The 19,017-nt window shown below is 68.2% G+C and carries 12 protein-coding genes; 3 read left to right on the forward strand and 9 right to left on the reverse strand.

The window, feature by feature from the left end; translation table 11 throughout:
• Positions 1–63 precede the first annotated feature (63 nt).
• Genes LLH23_05985 through LLH23_05995 form a run of 3 tightly spaced genes read left to right on the forward strand, consistent with a single transcriptional unit; the run spans position 64 to position 6,370 of the window.
• Positions 64–2,982, forward strand: a complete 2,919-nt coding sequence (locus tag LLH23_05985; protein ID MCE5238024.1) for a LamG domain-containing protein — start codon at positions 64–66, stop codon at positions 2,980–2,982.
• Positions 2,983–3,024: 42 nt separating this feature from the next.
• Positions 3,025–4,455: a hypothetical protein gene (locus tag LLH23_05990; GenBank protein ID MCE5238025.1), complete on the forward strand. Its 1,431-nt coding sequence runs from the start codon at positions 3,025–3,027 to the stop codon at positions 4,453–4,455.
• A 1-nt stretch (position 4,456) separates the two neighbouring features.
• Positions 4,457–6,370 (forward strand): hypothetical protein, encoded by a 1,914-nt coding sequence (locus LLH23_05995; GenBank protein ID MCE5238026.1) that lies wholly within the window; start codon positions 4,457–4,459, stop codon positions 6,368–6,370.
• Positions 6,371–6,410: 40 nt separating this feature from the next.
• Here the strand turns inward: LLH23_05995 and LLH23_06000 are convergent, their stop codons facing one another.
• The 9 genes from LLH23_06000 to LLH23_06040 form a co-directional block, all read right to left on the reverse strand.
• Complete coding sequence (locus LLH23_06000) at positions 6,411–7,409, reverse strand: aldolase catalytic domain-containing protein (protein ID MCE5238027.1); 999 nt, start codon at positions 7,407–7,409, stop codon at positions 6,411–6,413.
• A gap of 274 nt (positions 7,410–7,683) precedes the next feature.
• Positions 7,684–8,970: a glycosyltransferase family 4 protein gene (locus tag LLH23_06005; GenBank protein MCE5238028.1), complete on the reverse strand. Its 1,287-nt coding sequence runs from the start codon at positions 8,968–8,970 to the stop codon at positions 7,684–7,686.
• A 42-nt stretch (positions 8,971–9,012) separates the two neighbouring features.
• Positions 9,013–10,338 carry a TldD/PmbA family protein gene (locus tag LLH23_06010; protein MCE5238029.1) on the reverse strand — a complete coding sequence of 442 codons (1,326 nt, stop codon included), beginning with the start codon at positions 10,336–10,338 and terminating at the stop codon, positions 9,013–9,015.
• Positions 10,339–10,621: 283 nt separating this feature from the next.
• On the reverse strand, positions 10,622–12,073 hold the full coding sequence (locus LLH23_06015; protein MCE5238030.1) for a TldD/PmbA family protein: 1,452 nt from the start codon (positions 12,071–12,073) through the stop codon (positions 10,622–10,624).
• A 72-nt stretch (positions 12,074–12,145) separates the two neighbouring features.
• Positions 12,146–13,012 (reverse strand): signal recognition particle-docking protein FtsY, encoded by an 867-nt coding sequence (gene ftsY, locus LLH23_06020; protein ID MCE5238031.1) that lies wholly within the window; start codon positions 13,010–13,012, stop codon positions 12,146–12,148.
• 37 nt (positions 13,013–13,049) lie between these two features.
• Entirely contained in the window at positions 13,050–14,567 is a 1,518-nt protein-coding gene (locus LLH23_06025; protein ID MCE5238032.1) for a hypothetical protein, read from the reverse strand.
• 33 nt (positions 14,568–14,600) lie between these two features.
• Positions 14,601–17,240: a right-handed parallel beta-helix repeat-containing protein gene (locus LLH23_06030; protein MCE5238033.1), complete on the reverse strand. Its 2,640-nt coding sequence runs from the start codon at positions 17,238–17,240 to the stop codon at positions 14,601–14,603.
• Entirely contained in the window at positions 17,228–17,680 is a 453-nt protein-coding gene (locus tag LLH23_06035; GenBank protein MCE5238034.1) for a hypothetical protein, read from the reverse strand. The genes LLH23_06030 and LLH23_06035 overlap by 13 nt, the downstream gene beginning before the upstream one ends.
• Before the next feature lie 4 nt (positions 17,681–17,684).
• A complete protein-coding gene (locus LLH23_06040; GenBank protein MCE5238035.1) occupies positions 17,685–19,007 on the reverse strand; it encodes a DUF3696 domain-containing protein in 1,323 nt (440 codons plus the stop codon).
• Positions 19,008–19,017 lie beyond the last annotated feature (10 nt).

The raw sequence follows: 19,017 nt of genomic DNA on the forward strand, positions 1-19,017 counted from the left end.
TTCTGGCGAAGGAGAACACGCCCTCGGCGGGAAGCATAGACCATGCTCTACCGGAGGTTCACCATGCGCTGGTTCATCGCCCTGCTTGCCCTCGTGCTCGTGTCCCTGCCCTGCCTCGCGCAGGTCCAGCCGGTCGCCCTCATGAGCTATGACCGGGACTTCAGCGCCCAGTCGCCCACCGGCGCCATTGCCGGGACGCCGGAGGGCAAGCCGGAGTTGGCCCCCGGCAAGGTCGGCCAGGCCCTCCAGTGCGGCCCGAAGTTCGGCCATGTCCTCTACCCCACCAAGGGTGTCCTCAGTCGCGACTCGGGCACCGTGGAGATGTGGGTCTGCCCGGTGGACTGGCAGTCGGATGACGGCAAGTTCCACGTCTTCTTCGAGACCCGCGGACAGGGCGCTCTGTACCTGTACGAGTACTTCAGCACCGACCGCTTGCTGATGCTCACCTGCCCCGAAGTCGCCGGGCCGTATGCCTCCAGCCAGATCCCCACGGACTTCAAGCCCGGTGTGTGGCGTCACATCGCCGGCACCTGGTCGCGCCAGGGCGTGATGGTCTATCTGGACGGGAAGCCGGCGGCGGCCTTGCCGGCCCTCGGCGACCTACCCACACAGCTTGGCGAGACCTTCCGCGTTGGCGACGAGCAGTGGCAGTTCCCCCGCGAGTCGTCCTCCCTCGTGGATGAGGTGCGCATCTACGACCGGGCGCTGACGCCCGCCCACATCGCGGCCCACGCCAAAGGTGACTTCAACTTCACCGTGCCGCTCAGCGCGCAGACCTGCCACGTGAGCGCGGATGTCAACCCCAAGGACTACACGGTCGCCGCCTGCCTGGACACCGGCGGGGCGGACGTGGCGGACGAGCAGCTCAAGGTCCGTCTCCGCCTGCTGCCCGCCGGACGGCAGCCTGTGCCGGTGGGACCGGTGCTGCCCGTGCAGGGCGGACAGGCGCGAGCGGTCCTGCCGTTCCCCTCGCGCGAGCCCGGCGACTATGACCTGATCGCCGAGGTCATGCCCGAGGGGGCTCCGGCTTTCCAGATCAAGCGGACCGTGACGATCCCGAAGACCGACTGGCTGGGCAACAGGATCGGGCTGGAGGACAAGGTCCTGCCGCCCTGGACGCCGCTGCAGGCGAAGGGGACGGAGATCAGCATGTGGGGGCGGACGTACGCCTTCGGTGGCGGCCGCACGATGCTCCCGGCGGAGATCAGGACCGCCGGGGCACAGGTGCTGTCCCGGCCGGTGGCGCTGAACCTGGTCAGCGGCGGCAAGCCGGTGCCCTGGCAGACACAGCAGGTACGTCTGCTCAGCAGCAGCCCGACCAAGGCCGCCCTGGAGGCCAGCGCCTCCGCCAACGTGGGCGGTCGGTCGGTCCGCTTCCGCACCGCGATCACAGCTGAGTATGACGGCCTCCTGGTCTTTGAGATGGCGTGCGACAAGCTCAACGAGGCCCCGCTGGAGGGCCTGACGCTGGAGATACCTGTCAGGGCGGAGAATGCGATCTACCGCCATCGCTATGGCCCCACGTGGATTCCGACCTCCGGTAACGTGCCGCCCGGCGAGGGCGTCGTGGACAAGACGAAGTGGGTGCCATTCGCGTGGCTCGGGGACAACGACCGGGGGCTGTTCTGGTTCACCGAGCATGACGCCGCCTGGGCCGACGGCCAGGCGGAGAACGCCATTGAGATCGTGCGGCAGGGGCAGGAGATCGTGCTGCGGCTGAACCTGCTCGGCAAGGGGCAGAAGCTGCCCGCGGACTGGAAGCTCGTGTTCGGGCTGCAGGCGACGCCGGTCAAGCCGATCCCGCGGGACTGGCGCAAGTGGCGCATGACAGGCGTCCTGGCCGGCAACAAGGTGACCGCCCGCCAGAATGTGCAGATCGTGTGGCCGCAGGCCAACAAGCAGGATTCGCTGGCGGCCTTCGGCTGGCCCGAGGCCGCCGACCCGAAGCTCTTTGCTGAGCACATCAACGGCCTGCACGACCAGAAGCTCCTGGCCGTGCCCTACCTGTGCCTGACGTGGATCACCGACAGCACGCCCGAGTGGCAGTTCTTCCGGCCGGACTGGGACATGGGCGGCCGCGACTCGAGCATTCCGGAGGCCGGGTGGCGCCACGCCTTCGCCCTCGTCTCGCCCAACGGCAAGGGCTACCAGGACTTCATCATGTACCGCACCAAGCAGTTCGTGGACCGCTACGGCATTGACGGGAGCTACCACGACCAGACCCACCCGTACATGTCCAACGCCGTGGCGACCGGGGTGGGCTACAGGCGGGACGGCCTGCCCGTGCGGGGCACGCCGATCCTGGGCTACCGCGAGCTGTACCGGCGCAACTACGCCCTCTTCAAGGGGCTGGGCAAGCCCACGTTCCTGCAGGCCCACATGTCGGGCAAGATCACGATCCCGGTCCTGGCTTACGAGGACTCGTATCTGGATGGCGAGCACTTCCGCGGGGTCGTCAAGGACAGCTACCTGGATGTGATGACCCTCGACAGCTTCCGCTGTGAGTACATGGGCCGACAGTGGGGCATCATGCCCTTCTTCCTGCCCGAGTTCGACGAGGAGAACCGGCCGAAGGTCGAGCCCACGCGCGGGCTGATGGCCCTGCTGATGATCCACGATGTGGCCGTCTGGCCCATCTGGTGCAACGGCCAGGTCGTGGACGTGGCCCTCAAGGCGCTCGACGACTTCGGCTGGGTGGACTCCACCTTCATCCCCTACTTCGACCCGAAGCCCCCGGCGGCGACGGACCTGCAGGATGTCTACGTCAGTGCCTACCAGAGGGCCGATCACTCGACGCTCCTGGTGGTCGCGAACCTCGGCCGCGAGAACCGCGAGGGGGCGGTGAAAGTGGACCTCGCGCGCCTGGGCCTCAAGACCGCAACGGCCGTGAGTTGGCCGGACCAGGCCGCGCTGCCGATGCCCAACGGCACACTGACGCTGGCGGTGCCGGGGCTCGGATATCGTCTCGTCGTCCTCAAGTAGTGGCGCGATTCATCGCGCCCGTCCCGATGGAGGCACAAGCGGATGAAGCTCCTCTGCCGTGCACTGCCGGTGCTACTGCTTGTGGCGGCCTGTGCCTGTGCCGACGTGCCCCTCGCCATCGTGGCCGAGGGGCCAACGGTGGCGGCGACGCCGGGGCTGCAGCGGGTCCTCGTGTGCCAGTTCGGCGGCAAGTCATCCGCGCCGGAGACGTGGCCGCTGGTGGAGCTGTTCGGCCCGCTGCCTGACGCGCAAGGCAAGGACCTGCTGGCCGCGCACCCCGACTGGCTGGCCCTGGGCGCGGACGGCAAGACGCGCCTGGAGGCCACGCCGTGCTATGGGCTGGCGCCGGTGCGGCAGGCGCGCGCGGCGCAGATCGGGGCGCTGGCGAAGGCCGGGGCGGCGGGGGTATGCCTGAGCGCCCTCCCCCGCGCCGACTGGCCCGCGAAGACCAACATCGTCCGTGGCTTCGGCCTCAACCCCGAGGTGGTCTCCCTGTTCAAGGCGCGCTACGGCCGCGATCCTCTCGCGGCTGGGGAGACCTCCGTAGACCGCGCCCTGTTCGCCGGTCTGCAGGCGGAGGCCATCGGGGAGCTGCTGAGCGCGATCCGCAAGCAGTGCCCCCGCCTGAAGCTGGCGCTGGCCTGCACGCGCAGCGACCTCGTGCCCTACACTGCCACCGGCGCCGCGCTGGATGTGCCCGGGTACGTGGGGCAGGGGCTGCTGGATGAGGCGATGGTGAGCGGTGCGGCGACGCCGGACCTGATGGGCCTGAAGCTGCAGACGGACGCGCCGCTGCCGGCGTGGGCGTGGTGTGCGGCGCCGACCCCGCAGGCGTTGCGGCCCGTGCTGGTGGCGGCGTTCCGCGCGACAGCCCTGGATGGGATCGTCGTGCAGACAGCCGGGACGCCCGAGAACATCGTCCGCCTCGTCCGCGAGGTCGAGGCTGCCGTCCGGGCCCAGCGGGAGACGCAGGCGGCGCTGGAGCAGGCCATCCAGTCAGGGCAGCTCAGGCAGGTAGCGGGCTGTGAGGCCAAGGGCAAGGAAGATCAGGCGACGGTGCACGGGGTGGCACAGGGCTTCCGGGTAGCGGAGACGACCCAGATCGCGGCCGTGGGTCTACTGCTGGCCCTGCGCGGTCCGGACGCCTTCTCGCTGGCGCCGCTGTCGGTCACGATCCGCGCCGATGCCGCGGGCAAGCCGGCGGGCGAGGCCCTCGCCACGGCCACGATCGCCGCCGACGGCCTGTCCGCCGAGCCGGGCTACCGCTGGGCCTATGCCCGGCTGGATCACCCGCTGGCGCTGCAGCCGGGGACGGCGTACTGGCTCCATATCGCCGACCCACACGGCGCCACGAGCAGCTACATGTGGCGCCTGGCCAAGGGCGGCGGCTATGACGGTGGCCAGGCCTGGAGCAGCAAGTATGACTACGGGGCCCACGACTGGGCCTTCGCCATCTTCGCGGAGGGGAAGTGACATGATGACGGCACGACGGTGGCTGCTCGGCCTGCTGCTTCTTCCCGGCGTCGTCTGCGGCGCCGATGACGTCCGCCTGGGCTTCGAGGGCGACTGGCAAGCCGGGCCGGTGCGTCCGCTGGTCGCCGAAGGCCTCACCCAGTCGCCCGGCCACAGCGGGGACGCGGTGGGCCTCGGCCCCGACAGCAAGCTCGCAATCCCGGCCCCGGCCTTCCTCAAGGATGGCTTCGACATCCGCCTGTGGGTGTGGCATGAGAAGGCCCTGACCGACTACCAGTATGACGAGCTGGTCTACCTGTACCACGAGACGCCCAACTGGCGGAACCGGATCAGCCTCATCAAGCGCGCCGGGACGGACTACCTGCTGTTCTCGCTCAGCGACGACACCGGCGCGGCCAAGGGCGCGGACTTCGCGGGCAACTGGTTCGCGATGAAGAGCCCGCCACTGCGGTGGGTCGCCGGCACGTGGCACGAGCTGCGCGTCACCGCCAGCCGCGCGCGGGGCGAGGCCGCCCTCTATGTGGACGGCCGGTGCGTCGCGGCGGCTACGGGGACGCAGTTCCCGCAGGTCGTGGCCGACCGGCTGTGGCTGGGGAGCCTGCAGGGCCGGTCGCAGATGCGGGGCGTGCTCGATGATGTCACCATTGCCCCGGCGGCGGGGGGTCTGTCCCCGAGCGACCGCGCAGCGGTCGCAAAGGGGGCTGACCCCATCACCCCAGACCGGGGTCAGCCCCCTGCGCCGGTGGCTCCGGGGACAGACCTCTCTGACGGCAAGGAGATCACGCTCAACCTGGACTTCTTCGATGTGTCCATCAGCACCGACACGTGGGACATGGCCGACCATCGCGGCGAGATGGACCGCATCATGCGTCTGGCCGCCCATGCCGGGGTGGACCGCATCCTGTTCCGCGTGTCCATCTGCGGGGTCGTCTGCTATCGCTCCAAGGTCATGTACGTGGCCGATGACAAGGCCTTCGCCAGCTACCACCGGGACTTGCTCGACACGCCCGTGGCCAACACGCCATGCTACATCCCGCGGATGGCGGACCTGATGAAGGCGACCGACCCGCTGCGCGATTGCGTGGAGCTGGGCCACAAGTACGGGCTGAAGGTCTGGGGCTGGATCACCGTCTATGACAGCCTGTACTACGCGCCCGAGGGGGAGTTCTTCCATGATCACCCGGAGTACACGTGGGTCAGCCGCGACGGGACCAAGCACATCCCCGGCGTGCCGTGCTACGCCTACCCGGAGGTGCGGGAGCTGCGCCTCAAGGAGATCGAGGAGATCCTGGGCTACGGCGTGGACGGCATCTACCTGTCCATGCGCAGCCACTCGCCGTGGCCCAAGGACGGCTCCGGCGCCCGCGAGTACGGCTATAATGCGCCGGTCATCGCCGAGTACCAGCGGCGTTACGGCAGCGATCCTCGCCAGGCCAAGCCGGGCAGCCTGGAAGAGCTGCGCTTCGTCAAGCTCAAGGGCGAGTTCCTCAAGCAGTTCCTGACCGAAGCCCACAAGCGCTGTCAGGCCCGGGGCAAGCTACTCTCGATGAACGCCTCGTGGGACGCAGTGGACCCGGCGACGGCGGCGCGCATGTACGTGCCGGCCGACGACCTGTGCCGCGAGCGCATCGTGGACGAGCTGTGCCTCCTGTCGGGGGCTAACGCCGACCTGACGCGCTGGCGGGTGCTGGGCCAGAACCGGGTGCGGCTGACGACCTTCACGGGGATGTTCTCGCCGCAGTACGAGGTCGGCCACGCCGCCTGGGTGCAGGGTCTCCAGCAGATGCTGCGCAACCCGACCCTCGACGGCACCTGCTTCCACGAGTTCGGCAACGTGCTGTACTTCCACATGTGGGACGACATCCGGCGGGTGGTGGCGGAGTGGCGGGCAGAGCGAGGCCGGGCCCCGCAATAGGGCCGGCGGCCTCGCCTGCCTGTGAGTGGACGAGGCCGGGCTACACCTGCTCGGTCAGCGTATCGTAGAACTCCACGATGCTGCCACGCTGCGCGGCATCCATGAACCGCATGGCCTCACGCGGGTGCTGGTTGAGCATCCCGGTGATGAGGTACGGCAGGTCATAGCCCCAGTGGACCTTCTCGCGCAGGGGGGCGATCTGCTGCTCCAGGCACTGCAGAATCGGGCGCAGGTGGTAGGCGGGATTCTTGAGGAAGGCGATCAGCAGCTCCAGCGGGCAGTTCCCCGCGCCGCGTCCGAGGCCGCCGATCGTGGCGTCCAGGTAGTTGGCGCCGTGCACGATGGCCTCGATCGTGTTGGCGTACGCCAGCTGCTGGTTGTTGTGGGTGTGGATGCCCAGTTGCTTGCCGGTGGCGTCGGTGATGGCCAGGTACTTGCGGGTCAGTGCCTCGATCTCCTCGGAGTAGAAGGCCCCGAAGCTGTCCACCAGGTAGATGGCGTCCACGTTGGTCTGAGCCACCGCTTCCAGCGCGTCGTCCAGATCGCTCTCGTGCACTGCCGAGACGGCCATGAGGTTCACGGTCGTCTCGTAGCCCTTCTGGTGGGCGTCCTGAATGATCTCGATGGCGCCGGGGATCTGGTGGATGTAGGTGGCTACCCGGATCATGTCCAGGACGCTGTCGTCGGCCGGCAGGATGTCCTCGTGGTAGTCGGTGCGGCCCACGTCGGCCATCACCGAGAGCTTCAAGTCGGTGGGGTTGTCACCGACGATGCGGCGCAGGTCGTCCTCGCTGCAGAACTTCCAGGCGCCGAACTCCCCCGGCGCATAGATGCGCCGGGACGACTTGTACCCCAGCTCCATGTAGTCCACGCCTGCCGCGACGCATGTGTCGTACACGGCGCGCACGAAGCTGTCCTCGAACTGGTGGTCGTTCATCAACCCCCCATCGCGGATACTGCAGTCCAGCACCTTGATCTCTTGCCGCCACGTGACCCAGGTGCCTTTGCCATCGGTCTGCGACACGGTGTTCTCCTCCATTGGGGAACTCCTTACTACAAAGCCCCTCACGGCTCGGCTGACCCTCCGTGCAGCCCATCGCTCGTTTGACTCGAGGGGAGCAGTATCGTACACCAAGATCGCCCGGGGGAACAGTGGTTTGTGGCGGGATGGCGGGATGGGGAGATGGTCGCGTGGGCGCGCGTGTCCCCACGCGCGCAGGTGTGCGCAGACGGCTGCGGCTCTGGAGAGCCGCGCTCCATGGCGCGGGCTGGAAGCCCGCACTACCGACGGAGGGGGAGAACCGGGGCCCGCCCTATGTGCTCGGGGCGGGTTGAGCCCCGAAGAGGGTCTGGATGAGGTAGTGGTACCGGAGGCCGAGGGCCTCCAGCGAGAATTCCGCCACCGCCCGTTCCCGACCGGCCAGTCCCATGCGCCGGGCCTCGTCCGGACGGCTGAGCAGCTTCACCGCCGCCTCCGCGATGGCCGCGACATCCTCCGCGCCGGCCAGGTAGCCGGTCTCTCCGGCCAGGACCAGCTCGGCATTGCCCCCCGAGTCCGTGGCGATGATCGGGAGCGAGGCCGCCATCGCCTCGGGCAGCGTCCGCCCGCAGGCTTCGCCGCCCAGGGCCGGGCAGTCCGGGAGGTGCAGGCCCCGGGGCTGGCGGTGGGTCTCCAGCGTCGGTGTGTGCGCGAAGACATCAAACGCGGGCAGTATCTGCGGGATGTCATCCCGCCAGCCCAGGAAGTGCGTCTTGTCGGCCACCCCGAGCGTGGCGGCTAGCTCCTTCAGGGCCGGCTCGTACGGACCCGACCCCGCCATGACCAGGAGGGCCTCGGGGACGCTGGCGACGATGTCCGGCAGCGCCCGGATCAGGAACTCCTGCCCCTTCCCGCGCACCATCCGCGCGACCGTACCCAGGATGCGAGCCTGTGCGGGGAGGCCCAGTGCGGCCCGCGCCGCCGCCGGCGTCGGGTAGGCCTCCGCCGGGGGCACCCGCACACCGTTGTACGTGACCCACAGGCGGGACTGGTCCAGGTAGGGCGCCGCCAGCGTCCAGTAGCTGGCCACCGCCGCCGACACACAGGCGATGGCGTCCACGCGCTGCAGCGCGCGGGCGACCAGCGGCCCCAGCGGCCCGCTGGGCACACAGAAGTTGCGGTTGGCGAAGATGAGCCGGGGGTTCCCCACGGACTTGCGGCCCCAGTTGAGGAACGGCAGCGCATCGGCGCTGTACTCGATGAGTACGTCCGGCCGCAACGCGCGCAGTGCCGCCCCCAGGCGCAGCGGCGTGCGGCCGAAGTCGGTCCGGCCGGGCTGGAAGGTCTGTAGCCTGGCCCCCGCCCCCTCGAGCTGCTCCCGCACACCGGCGGGAACAGGCTTGTGCGGGTGGGCCAGCAGGACAGCCCGGTAGCCCTGCAGGCCGAGACCGGTGGTGAGGTCAATGGAACTCTTCTGGCGCCCGGTGCCGGTCAGCTCCCCGGTCAGCACCACGACGGTCGTCTCGGCGGGGGGCCTGACGTTCTGCACCGGGGGCGGACAGCGGAAGGTGTCCGGCAGGCCGGGCAGATCATACGGGATGCGGGCGGTCGTCATGGGCATGGCACGGAATCCCTTGTTCGCAGTGCAGCAGTTGGTGGTACGTCAGAACTCCGTCGCGCTGCTGAAGGTGAAGCGGTCTATGCGCATCGCCGGGGCCCAGACGTAGTCGGCCAGCTTGCCGTCCCGCGAGATCAGCGAGACGCACGAGAGCGCCTCCAGGATGCTCTGGGTGAAACGCAGGTTCTTGATGGCCCCGGCGATCTGCCCGTCCTCGATCAGGAACGTGCCGTCCCGCGTCATGCCGGTCAGCACCGTCTTGATCGGGTGGATCATGTTGGTGTAGTGGAAGCGCGTGACGAGCACCCCGCGCTGGGTCTGGGCGATCATGTCCGCGACGCTGCTGTCGCCCGCGGCGACGAGGAGGTTGATGGGCACCGGCCCCCAGGAGTTGGGCGCCGGCAGGCCGTGGCCCGTGCTCTGCCGTCCCTCCTTGTGCGCCGTGTACGAGTCCCAGACGACGCCCTCGGCCACGCCGCCGGTGATGAGGGGCACCCGCTGCTTGGGCACGCCCTCGAAGTCGTACGCCAGGCGGTGGCCGCGCGGGTCGAGGCCGTCGTCCCAGATGGTGATGTTGTCCCCGCAGATCTTCTCGCCGAGGCGCTCGTTCACAAACGAGCGTCCCTCCTGCACCGCCAGCGCCCCCAGGCCGTACATCGAGAGCATCATGACCATGTCGGCGACGGCCTCGGCTTCGAGGATGACGGTGTACTCGCCGGGTGGCAGGGCCTGCGGGTCGCGCGAGGCGCGGCACTTCGCGGTGGCGACGCGGCCCAGGCTGCCGCCGGAGATGTCCGCCAGTCTGGGGCTGGAGGTGCGGGCATAGCCCGAGCCGCCCGCGCCGCTGACCACCAGCGACATCTCGGCCATGCTGCGCCGCTGCGTGGCCCGCACGCCCAGGGAGTTGGCGACGGCGATCTCGATGAGGCCCGTGCTGCAGGCGCCCGAGGCAGTGAAGTCCTCGGCCGCGGCGAGGGCGATGGCCTCGGCCACGGTGGCGGCCCGTTGCTCGGGGTCACAGGCAGCCGCGGCGGCATCGGCGAAGTCCGTCTCGCCCGTGTACGGCAGCGGCCCGGGCAGGGACACAAAGTCCTCGTCGGCCGCCGACACCAGGGCCAGGCGGTACGCGGCGTCGGCCAGTTCGCGCAGGCCTTCGGGCGACACGTCCGTGCTGCTGGCCACGCCGACGCGCTGACCGACGACTGCCCGCACGGTCGCGCTCACGCCCTCTTCCGCCACGTTCTGGTGGATGGCGTTGTTGGCGAAGCGCGTGAGAGCCGCTGCCTCGGTGGACAGCACGACCTCCGTCTGATCGGCGCGACTGGCCTGCAAGACGAGGTCACACAGGTCAAGAGCTTGCTGCTGGTCCATGAGCGCCCATCCTTTGCGCCGAGAGAGACAAGGACGACGACCGCCGTAGCGATATCAGGAAAGGGGAGGGCCGCGAGTGACGGGGGCTCCCGCCCCCGCCTGGAGACCGCCTGCGCCGGTCTCACTGAGCCGCGCCTCCGGCGCTCACCTCGACCGTAGTGCGGGCTTCCAGCCCGCCAAAGCCACACGGCCCTACCTGGAGCGGGCTGGAAGCCCGCACTACCCCCACTCAAGAGGACCGAATTCCCGACGTTCCCGTGTTCCGGACGTTCCCGTTCCCGCCTTACTCCTTCATCACCCCGACGCTGATCTTGCGGAAGCGGGCGGCGCTGGTGCCGTGGCCGACGCGGGCAGTCTGCATCGGCTCGCCCTTACCGCAGTTGGGCACGCCCCACAGGACCCACTCCTCGCGCTTGCCGACCGCATCGCACTTGCCCCAGAACTCCGGGGTGATCGCCGCGTAGGTCGCGTTCTTGTAGACGCGCCCGAGGCTCCCGTCCTTGATCTCGATGGCCTGCTGGGTGCCGAACTGGAAGTTCAGACGCTTGTCGTCAATGCTCCAGGAGGTGTTGGTGAGCAGGTAGAGGCCGTCCTGCGTGTCCGCGATCATCTCGTCCAGGCCCCAGTCGCCCGGCTCGAGGTTGATGTTGGTCATGCGGATGATCGGCAGGCGATTGGCGCCGTCGGCGCGCATCGTGCCGCTGCTCGTCCGGCCGATCGTCGGCGCCGTCTCGCGCGAGGACAGGTAGCCCACGAACTGCCCCTCGCGCACGATGTCCGTGCGCTGGCCCGGCACGCCCTCATCGTCATAGGCGAACGACCCCAGGCCCCCCGGCACCGTCGCATCGGCCACGATGTTGACCGCGTCGGAGCCGTAGCGGAAGTTGTTCAGCTTGTCGGTGGTCAAGAAGCTGGTACCCGCAAAGGAGGCTTCCATGCCCAGCACGCGGTCCAGCTCGATGGGGTGGCCGCAGGACTCGTGGACCTGCAGGGCCAGTTGCGAGCCCTCGAGGATGATGTCACGCTCCCCGGCGGGGCAGTGGGGCGCCTCCAGCAACTCGACGGCCTCCCCGGCGATGCGCTCGGCGTGCTCGGGCAGGTCCATCTCCTCGACCATCTCCCACCCCCGCGCGCCCATGTTGCCGCCGTGGCTGGACGGGTATGACCGCACCTGCGTGTCCGAGCCATCGGGCGCCACCGCCCGGGCGTCAATCCCTGCCCCGGTCTCAATGCGCTCCTGGGTGATGTCGGCGCCCTCGGTGCTGGCGAAGTGCTTCTCCTCCCGCAGTGCGCGGATGAAGCCGGTACGCACCTTGATCTCGCTCGGCCCGTGCATCGCCTGGTCGCAGTCCATCAGCAGGGCGATGCGCTCCTCCAGCGGGACCTCGAAGGGGTCCTTGCGCACGTCCGCCTTGAGGCGGGCGCGGGCCGGCTCGACCGGGGACAACTCCACCTCCCGCTGCTTGGCGGTGGCGCTGGCCCGGGCGATGCGCACCGCCAGCTTCGCGGCCTGGCGAATGGCGTCAGGCTGGAGCGAGGTGGTGCTGGCGAAACCCCAGGCACCCTCGGTGATGACGCGGATGCCGATCCCCTGGTCGCGCCGCGATGACAGCCCCGTGACCGAACCGTTCTTGACGTGCACCGTCTCGTCATGCTGCCTCACGAAGCGCGCGTCGGCATACGAGGCGCCGGCGTCCTGCGCGGCCTCGAGCGCCAGTTGGGTGAGGTCTTCCATGTGTCACCACCGTGGACCGCGGGCTTTGCAGCCCGCGAGGGAGGCGCGGGCTGGGAAGCCCGCGGCCCAATGTCAGAACAAGTCCTCGGCAAACTCCTGCGCCGAGAAGAGCTTGAGGTCCGTGACCTTCTCCCCGACGCCGATGAGCTTGATCGGGATGCCGAGCTGGTCGGCAATCGTCAGCACGACGCCGCCCTTCGCGGTGCTATCCATCTTCGTCAGCACGATGCCGGTGACACCGATGGCCTCGTGGAACTGCTTGACCTGGTTCAGGCCGTTCTGGCCGGTGGTGGCATCCATCACGAGCAGGCGCTCATCGGCCGGGCGACCCAGCTCGCGCTCGACGACGCGGCCGATCTTGCGCAGCTCCTCCATCAGGTTCGTCTTGGTGTGCAGCCGCCCGGCGGTGTCAATGATCGCCAGTTGCGTGCCGCGCGCCTTGGCCGCCTGCAGGGCGTCATAGGCCACGGCGCCGGGGTCCGAGTCCGGCTTCTGGGCCACGATGTCGCAGCCGATGCGCTCGGCCCAGACGCGGAGCTGGTCAATGGCCGCTGCGCGGAACGTGTCCGCCGCTACCACCATCACCTTGTTGCCGTGCGACTGGTACCAGTTGGCGATCTTGGCGATGGTCGTCGTCTTGCCGGTGCCATTGACACCCAGGACCAGGAACGTCGTTGGAGCGATCGCGCCGGTGTTGAGCGAGGTTTCCCAGGGCGCCAACATGCGCTTGACGCGCTGCTTGAGCAGCCCTTCCAGACCGGCGGGGTCGGTGATGTGCTCCCGTTCGGCCTTGTCTCGCAGCTCCTCGACCAGCTTCACAGCCAGCGGGGCGGCGACATCGGCCTGGATCAGGGCCTCCTCGAGTTCTTCGAGCAGTTCGTCATCAATCACACTGCGCCCGCGCAGCACGGTGCTGACGCGGGAGAGAAACTTGCGCAAGGGACTTCATCCTTCCCAGCTATAGCTGCGCCGGTTGTCAGTTGGCGACTATCACGGCGCACGGATTGCGTTCGAGGGCCTCGCCGGCGGCGATGTCCACTGGCTTCTTGCCCTCATTCCACGACAGCGTACCGTCGGCGGCCAGGCGCGTGGCATCCACGTCCTCATCGCCCTCGAACTCGCCCTTCGGCCCCACCATGGTGAGCACGACGATCGCGCCGTCGGCCCCGTCGGGCAGCACGATCGGGCCCGTCTCCTGCCACTTGGAGGTGCACACGGCCGCAGAGCGGTCGCCCTGGTTCCACATCATCGCACCCGTTGCGGACAGGCGCTGGGCCATCACGTTGACGTTGCCGGCCTCCTCGCCGGTGCGGGCCTCGACTTCGAAGACGAAGATGGCGCCGCCGTCCGAGGTGGCCAGCGCGCGGGGGGCGCGCTCCTGGGACTTGCCGGAACTCACCGTCGCGGAGCGGTCGCCCTGGTTCCACATCATCTCGCCCTGGGCGTTCAGACGCTGGGCCATGACGTCAATGTCGCCGGCGTTCTCGCCCTCCGTCGGCTCATACTCGCAGGCCACGATGGCGCCACCCATCCCGTCGCTGACGGCCACAGGGCGTCGCTCCAGACCCTTGGCCGTACACACATCCTTGGCCCCGCTCCACAGGAGCTTGCCGTCGCCGGAGAGACGCTGGGCCATGATGTCCACATCGCCCTTGTGTTCCCCCGCGGCGTACTCGAACTCAAAAGCGACGATCACGCCGCCCGCGCCATCCGAGATGGCGCAGGGACGGCGCTCGGGGTTGTCCGTGGCGGCGATGTCCGTGGCTCGCTTGCCCTCGTTCCACAGGACCTCGCCCGAGGCCGAGATGTGCTGGGCCATGACGTCCATGTCGCCGTTCTCGCCTTCCCACTCGAACACCACAATCACGCCGCCCTGGCCGTCCGGCACCGCCACTGCCCGCCGTTCGGTCGCCGGCGAGGCCGCAACGGCAACGGACTGCTTGCCCTCTCGCCACAGCGGCCGGCCCTGCCCGTCCAGGCGCTGGGCCATGAGGTCAACGTCCTTCTTCTCGCCCAGCCACTCATACACCACAATGGCTCCGCCGCGGCCGTCACTGACCACGACGGGATGGCGCTCGGTGCCCTTGGAGGAGGCCACCGGCACCGGGCTGTCGCCGTTGTTCCACAGCGCCTTGCCGCTGGCATCCACGCGCTGGGCCACGATGTCCTTGTCGCCGGCATCCTGGCCCGAGGCGAACCGGTACTCGTAGGCCACGATGGCGCCGCCGGCGCCGTCTTCACACGCTGCCGGCGCCGTCTCGAAGTCCTTGGCGGTCGCCACCAGCGCCGGGTCGGCGTGCCCCGCCCAGCCGGTCTGGCCGGTCTCGGTGAGACGCTGTAGATGGATATCCACGTTGGCGTCGGCGCCGCCGGCCTTGTCCCGCTGCTCGTAGAACACGAACAGCGTCCGGGCCGCCGCGCGTTCCTGCACGCCGGCAGTGAGAGCAATACCCAGTGCGAACGCGACGACGGCGAGCAGCCAGTCACGGCGCATCACGACACCTCCGATGGGCGCGTCATTCCCAGCTCAGCGGGCCGCCGGCCGGAACTCCACGTTATCCAGATAGAATACCGACTCGCCCTGCGTGACCGACATCACCACCACGCAGTTGAGTGTCTCGAACTTCTCGGCATGGGCAAGGGTGAACGTCTTCGCCTCGCCGCCGGCGGGTCTGACGGTTAGTTCGTACTTGCCGGTGTTTTGCTTCCCGAGGCCGCAGGTGATGTCACACCGTACCCACTGGCCGGGCTGCAGGTCCATGATCGGCTGGTCGCTGGCCTTCAGATGCCCTTCGGCGTCGGTCGCCAGGTGCGGGCCGAGACTGTAGTGGTAGGGGTCATCGCGCCATTCGTAGACGAACAGCGCGCCCTGCTCCCAGCGCAGGTCGAAGCCGGCCCGCAGCACCCCGTCCTCCAACTCCAGCGGGTAGGTGATGTACGGCACGAAGCTGAGCTTGACGCCTGGCTTCTCGGCGACGCGCAGGCTGTGCTTGCCGGAGGCGGCCGTCTCCTCGGTCACGCGCACGGTCGCCAGGTCGCCCTCTTCCCCGACGTGCGCGTTACGCTCCATCTCGTTGACGGCGTAGTCCTCGTACGTCCGCAGCGGGGCCTGGGCGGGCTTGACGAGGGCTGTCGGGCGGTAGTCGGTCACGTCGCGCACGACCTTGACCTCAGGCCGGGGCCACGTGCGCCGCTCAGGGCTCTGGTAGACGCCCGTGCGTGACAGATCAATCGGCTTGAAGCCCAGCTTCAGCGCCGGCGAGGTGGGCTTGAGGGCATAGTTGCGGTGCGCCGGGTCCACGAACTGCGGGTCGGCGACCAGCGCCCCCTCCTCCTGCCCCAGTGCCTGCCACGCCTCCCACGAGCCCTTCCTCACCAGCCCCGGGGCAGTGATGCGGATGGGGTCGCCGCCCGCCCACAGCAGATTGTGATCGAACGTGTAGACCGCCTTGTCGGCGCTGCGAGCCGTATAGCCGGTCGCGCTCTGGCCGGGCGAGACGAGGACGTTGCGCGTCACGCGGTTGCCGCGGCACTCGTACTTGGGCCATGTGCTCAGGTACGCCTGGTGCTGCTGGCCGTCCACGCAGATGTTGCTCTCGAACACGTTCTCCATGCCGCCGTTGACCATGTACGCCCCAAGCACCGTGTTGTAGCACACGTTGTCGTAGACGTGCCAGCCGCTGGAGTGGGTGTCCAGGTAGATGCCCCACGAGAACATCGGCGCCTGCAGCTTGCCCTCGGCGTTGGCGCCCCAGCCGCCGGAGTCGTGGATCAGGTTGTGATGGATCGAGTTGCCCCAGTTGTATCTGCGGTTCCGGTCCATCTGCTCATCCATCGGCAGGCCCCAGTCCAGCGCCGTCGCCGCCTCGATGATGCTGGTGTCGAGCGTCACGAGGTTGGAGTGGTGGCCGACGTTGTAGGCGATCTCACAGCCACCGCCCACGTCCATTCCGATGGCATATCGCGGGGTGTCGTGGATCAGGTTGCGCGTGATCTTGCAGCGCATCATGCGGTGGCCGTACACGCCCCCGCAGCGGTTGTGAATGCGCCCCCAGCCGATGTCCCAGATGTAGTTGTTGTCAATCACATGGTCGGTCACGCGCTCGTGGTCCTTGCTCGTGCCGATGAGGCTTACGCCGTCGCCCTGGGTGGCGGTGATGTCGCAGCCGCGTACGGTGCAGGCATGGGTGTCGTCGCCCAGGTAGACCCCGACCTCGGCATTGCGCAGGTCGCAGCGCGTGATGGCGCAGCCCTGCGCGCCGGTCAGTTGGATGGCCCGTCCGCGGCAGTCGCGGACATCCACGCCGCTGATCCGCACGTTCTCCACGAACTGCTTCTCGGCCGGCTGGCCCTGGAAGACAAAGGCCGAGGTGAGCGCGGGGACGATGACCCGGTCCTTGCCATTCGGGTCGCCGGACGGCGGCCAGAAGTACAGCGTCTTGGTGTCAGGGTCCACGCACCACTCGCCCGGCGCGTCGAGTTCCTCCAGCAGCCCGCACAGGTAGAACGGGTTGCCGGGAGAGAGCACATAGACGCCCCTGCTGGCCTCGATCACGCGCGCGGCGGCATCCACGCTCTTGACCGGGCAGTACTGGGTCTCATAGTTGAGCTTGTCGTGGAACATCATCCACGCCCGCTCGGGATGAGCCCAGCGTTCCGGGTGTAACGCCCCCTCGGCATACCGGAACTTCGTCTTGGTGTTCGTCTCGACGAGGCCCTGGCTTTGCAGGAAGCCGCCGGTGCGCGGGTGCTGCGGGTCGAAGTTGGGCACGCGCGCCCACGGCTGCATCTTCACGTTGTAGTACAGCTCGCGGAAGCTCAGGTCCGGCAGGTCCAGCCCGGACAGGTCGGCCTGCAGAATCTTGCCCCGCCACGGCTTCCACCCGGTGACGCGCCGCCCGCCGGAGAGGACGGGCTCCTGGCCGGGCGCACTCTCGATGACGAGCCCGGAGTCGGCGGGGCCAAGGGTGATCGTCTCACTCAGCGCGTACGTGCCCGGGCCGACATGGATGCGCACCGTATCGCCAGGCTTGCGGGAAGCGCGCGCCTGATCCAGAGCCTGGGAGAGCGACTTGATCGGGCCGGTGGTAGACACCGAGAGGTTGAGTTCAGCAGCTAAGGTGACGGTGCAGGACAGGACGAGAGCGGCGAGCACTACCTTAGGCATTGCGGGCATAGCTCGGTGACCTCCAGGCCGGCCTCGGCGAGGCCGGCGGCACACTCGCGCCAGTCGGTGTCTACCGCGTTGTAGATCGGGGCGGGAGGATCATACGTCAGGGCCACGGCGGCGAACTTGCGGTCGCTACGGTCCAGCGGGTCCAGGCAATCGGGTAGCCGCCAATCTCCGGACGCCTCGGGGCGGCACGGACGGTACTCGATGCGACCTGACCTGTGGATCAGTTGCCCCAGCGTCCTGCATTGCGCCGAGTTCTCCGGCAGACGGCGGAAGTACTCATGGATGATCTCCTCACTGTCATCCACGGCGAGCACCAGTGTGGTCCGCAACGCGGCGATGGTATCTACGCAGGCTTCCACGCAGTCCTCGTCAGCCTGCTCGGCCATCTCGGCGGCGACGGCCCACACGTTGGTGTCAATGACCACGGCCATGCAGCTACCCCCCCTGCCGTCTCCGCGCAAGCATCGCCTTCGTCATCGCCTCCAGGTCGCCGATGCTGTCGCCGAAGAAGTCGTTGGGCCAGTTCTCGATCTGACCGTACTCATTGAGGCGGATCGGCTCCAGATGTGACGCCCCCTCACGCAGTTCGCAGAAGTAGATGGCGATGTTCTCCGGGCTGGCGAGTTCCGACTGCGCCTCCGCTATCCGACGCTGTAGGCGGGACAGGAGGTACTCACTGTGCGTTTCGATGATGAGTTGGAGGTCACGCTGTCCGGCGACCTCGATGAAGAGGTCCGCTAGCTCTGCGGCTGCGCGAGGATGCAAGTGTATCTCGGGTTGCTCGAAGAGCAGGATCGATCCCTGAGGGGCGAAGAGCATCTGGACGAGTACCGGCAACAACTGCGACACCCCAAAGCCGACGTCCGGGAGTACCGTCTCCACGTCGTCGGCTCCGGGCACGACCAGCTTCACCTCGTGGTAGCGAGTATCTGCGCCAATCGGCGTCACCATGAGGCGGGTCGCGAGGCCAGATTCCCTGAGCCATCTCGCTGCTTCATCGATCAGGCCGGGCTGGCCATCGTAGTCTGTCAGAACCTCGCGCACACTGGCTATGAGCGCATCCACTGCGCTGCTACCGTCCTCAAGCAGGCTTCCTGGCACCTCGCCGGACCACTGGTATACACGCCGGGGGCGTTCCCGGATCGGCCCCAGGTACCGGGTGCGCCCCGTGACCAACTCGAACTGCCGGTTGAGTTCCAGCAGACTGTAACCGGGCAGAATCGAGGAGACTGCTCTGGGTAACGCGTAGCAACTCTCCGGGGTCGGGAAGCCTACGTCCAGCAAGACCGGACCATCCTCGCTGGTGAGTGTGCCCGCGTACCTGCTGCTGTCCTGCCTGTCCAGGCTAAAGCGGAACCGAGGTGCCGCCAGTGCGTAGGCCAAGTGGTGAATGTCAACGTCGCCATCCAGACGCCACTCGGCCTCGTATCTGACTTCACCCATGGTTATGTTCTCGCGCTCCGGCTCGGTGAATGACATATGCGGGCGCGGCACCCAGTCCACCCGTGCCCTGAGCGGTCGGCTGCTATCATGCCGGTGGATCAGGTCCGCAAAGGAGCCATAGTCGCGATAGGCACCCCTGAACGCAATTGACCTTCCTCGATCCGTGCTCTCGGCCGTCTGCTTGAGCATCAGCAGCGAGTCCAGGATCGCCGTCTTCCCCGAGCTGTTGGCCCCGAAGATCAGTGTGATCGGCTTGAGGTCCATCTCAAGCCGCTCCCATGACTTGAAGTTGCCTAACTCCAGTCTCCGCAGCATCGTGCACACG

This window comes from bacterium (assembly GCA_021372615.1).
Lineage (GTDB): Bacteria > Armatimonadota > Zipacnadia > Zipacnadales > UBA11051 > JAJFUB01.

Excerpts from the sequence above, each read along its gene's own strand:
- LLH23_06025 (MCE5238032.1), bottom strand. The coding sequence starts at position 14,567 with ATGCGCCGTGACTGGCTGCTCGCCGTCGTCGCGTTCGCACTGGGTATT.
- LLH23_06015 (MCE5238030.1), bottom strand. The coding sequence starts at position 12,073 with ATGGAAGACCTCACCCAACTGGCGCTCGAGGCCGCGCAGGACGCCGGC.
- LLH23_06030 (MCE5238033.1), bottom strand. The coding sequence starts at position 17,240 with ATGCCTAAGGTAGTGCTCGCCGCTCTCGTCCTGTCCTGCACCGTCACC.
- LLH23_05995 (MCE5238026.1), top strand. The coding sequence starts at position 4,457 with ATGATGACGGCACGACGGTGGCTGCTCGGCCTGCTGCTTCTTCCCGGC.
- LLH23_06010 (MCE5238029.1), bottom strand. The coding sequence starts at position 10,338 with ATGGACCAGCAGCAAGCTCTTGACCTGTGTGACCTCGTCTTGCAGGCC.
- LLH23_06000 (MCE5238027.1), bottom strand. The coding sequence starts at position 7,409 with ATGGAGGAGAACACCGTGTCGCAGACCGATGGCAAAGGCACCTGGGTC.
- LLH23_05990 (MCE5238025.1), top strand. The coding sequence starts at position 3,025 with ATGAAGCTCCTCTGCCGTGCACTGCCGGTGCTACTGCTTGTGGCGGCC.
- LLH23_05985 (MCE5238024.1), top strand. The coding sequence starts at position 64 with ATGCGCTGGTTCATCGCCCTGCTTGCCCTCGTGCTCGTGTCCCTGCCC.
- LLH23_06040 (MCE5238035.1), bottom strand. The coding sequence starts at position 19,007 with ATGCTGCGGAGACTGGAGTTAGGCAACTTCAAGTCATGGGAGCGGCTT.
- LLH23_06005 (MCE5238028.1), bottom strand. The coding sequence starts at position 8,970 with ATGCCCATGACGACCGCCCGCATCCCGTATGATCTGCCCGGCCTGCCG.
- LLH23_06035 (MCE5238034.1), bottom strand. The coding sequence starts at position 17,680 with ATGGCCGTGGTCATTGACACCAACGTGTGGGCCGTCGCCGCCGAGATG.